The sequence below is a fragment of the Mesorhizobium sp. P5_C1 genome, assembly GCF_054049815.1.
Window position 1 is genome coordinate 1 of the sequence record NZ_JBFULQ010000698.1, and the last position, 2,429, is coordinate 2,429.

Sequence of the window (2,429 nt, forward strand, 5' to 3'; positions counted from 1 at the left end):
ATCCTACTGGATCCGCTTCTATTGAAATCCCGTAAAACGCGAAGGCTCCGGCATTTGTTGGAGCCTTCGCAAAGAATTTCAGGGCCGAGGGATAGGGCCTTTCGGCTGACGTCATTCCTCGGTGCCGGATCGAGCCGGCTGCGCTTGCGGCGGTGGCTCCCATCCAAAAACACTGCGTCCGCCCAGCATGTGCGACTGGTCGAACTCGCCTGCCACGATTTCCTTCAGGCTGGGACCGGTGACATAGCGCTCGACCTGGCGTGACTGGTCGTCCAGCCGTCTCAATGCATCGATTTCCTCGGTGCGGCCGAGCTTGGCCTTGTGAACGGCCGATTTCAGCACGCCGATCGTCTCGTCATAGACTTTCAGCGGCACGGGGAACGGGTGCCTGTCCTTGCCGCCATGGGCCAGCGAGAACCGGCCGGGGTCCGAGAACCGGCATGGCGCTCCATGCACGACCTCGGCMACCATCGCCAATGCACGCACGGTGCGGGCACCGACGCCTGGCACCAAGAGCAGCTCCGGGAAATCCGCAGGCCCGCGTTCGACGGCGGCGGCGATATTGCCGTGCAGGCGGCGCATGACGACATCGCTTTCGCGGACGTCGTGATGGGCCGGCATGATCAGATGCGGCAGCAGGGGCTGCGCGGGAGCGGGTGGCGAGCCGTGCTCCAGCAAGGCGAACTCTTTCACGATGCGATCGGGACCCAGATCCCGCAGCAGCTCCAGTTGGCCGTGACGCGAAGCATCGGCGCGCCGGTCGGTCAGATTGACGATCTCGCCCTGATTGGCGCCTTCGATCGCGGCATGCGGCTGGTCGACAAAGCTCGTCAGCCCCTCGGACAGCCAGTGGTAGCGACGCGCCACCTTGCTGTCGCCGTTCATGCCTTGTTGCACCACGACCCACTCGCCATCGTCGGTAACGATGAAGCCATGAAGGTAGAGGTCGAAGCCGTCCTGAACGGCGGCGCTATCGACCTTGGCGACCAGCCGACTGGCCTTGGCCAGGCCCGACCCGTCGAAACCGACGCGCTCGCCGATCAATGTCAGTTCGTGCGGAGTCTTGCGCGAATGTGCGCCACGTCCGCCACAGACATGGATCCCGAGTTCGTCGGAGAGTGGAGACAGGCCACGTTTCAGGGCGCCGACAACGCTTGTCGTGATGCCGGAGGAATGCCAGTCCATCCCCATCACCGCGCCGAAAGACTGGAACCAGAACGGGTGTGCCAGGCGGCGCAGCAATTCGGTGCGACCATAGTGATGGATGATCGCCTCGCACATCACCGCCCCAAGGCGCGTCATGCGATCACCGAGCCATTTGGGCACGCGACCGCCATGCAGTGGGAGATCAGCACTTCCAGATCGTTGCGCCAATTTCTGCCGCCCGCGTTGCTCGTTGATAAGAGATAGGTGTTGCGCACCTGTCAGGGAAGCCAATCGTAGGAACGATTTGCACGGAAACCCGTTTGCCCTGACTGGAAACAGGATGAGCAAAATGGTCGCCCCGCGTGCTGCCTGGAAGGGTTTTTTGAAGGTTGGTTCGGTGTCCTGCGGCGTGAAGATCGTCGGCGCCACCAGCGAGGCGTCGAAGGTTCATTTCAGGATATTGAACCGCAAGGACGGACTCCCGGTCAAAAGCGTCTACGCCGACGAGGACACTGGAAAGCCGGTCGACGCGGAAGACCAGGTGAAGGGCTTCGAAGTCGAAAAGGATGAGTTCCTCCAGATCGARCCCGACGACATCAAGGCGCTCAAGCTGACGTCGAAGCATACGCTCGAGGTCGGCGAGTTCGTGTYGATTGACGAGGTCGATACGCGCTATCTCGAGAAACCCTACTATTTGATCCCGGCCGATGGAGCTGCACTGGAGGCCTACTGCGTGATCCGCGATGCCATGAAGAACAAGGGCGTCGCTGCACGATCCTGYRTCGTGCTSTATYAGCGCGGCCGSGARGTTSTGATCCAGCCCTATGGCAAGGGCATGGTGATGACCGAGCTGCGMAACCACAATGAAATGGTCTCGCAGGACAGCGTGTTCGATGGCTTGAAGAAGCAGAAATATGATCCCGAGCTGCTTGAAATCGCCGGCATGCTCATCGACAAGAAGGTGACGACATTCGATCCTTCGAAGTTCGAGGACACCTACGAAGATGCGCTGATCGCCATGATCGATGCCAAACGCAGGGGCAAGCAGCCGCCGAAGCCCGCGCCGAAGCCGAAAGAGAACGTCATCAACCTGGCCGAGGTGCTGAAAAAGAGCCTCAAGCAGGAAGGGTTGGGGCCGCCTACAAAGAGCGCCTCGCCGAAACGCAAGATTGCTTAGCACCTGTCGTCGCTGGCACGCGCCAACACGCTAGAATTGATCGAAGTGGAGAACGGCAGCCACGTGGTAGGCCGGCACGGTTGCAGCCTTCGGGGTGGCGCTGGGC

General features: G+C 61.2%; 2 protein-coding genes. One reads left to right on the forward strand and one right to left on the reverse strand.

What is annotated here, in order from left to right; all coding sequences use genetic code 11:
- Nucleotides 1-111: 111 nt before the first annotated feature.
- Entirely contained in the window at nt 112-1,374 is a 1,263-nt protein-coding gene (locus ACXJ7R_RS30055) for a DUF763 domain-containing protein (protein ID WP_457154996.1), read from the reverse strand.
- A gap of 112 nt (nt 1,375-1,486) precedes the next feature.
- Here ACXJ7R_RS30055 and ku point away from each other — a divergent pair, with 112 nt between their 5' ends.
- On the forward strand, nt 1,487-2,323 hold the full coding sequence (ku, locus tag ACXJ7R_RS30060; protein ID WP_457154997.1) for a non-homologous end joining protein Ku: 837 nt from the start codon (nt 1,487-1,489) through the stop codon (nt 2,321-2,323).
- Nucleotides 2,324-2,429: the final 106 nt, after the last annotated feature.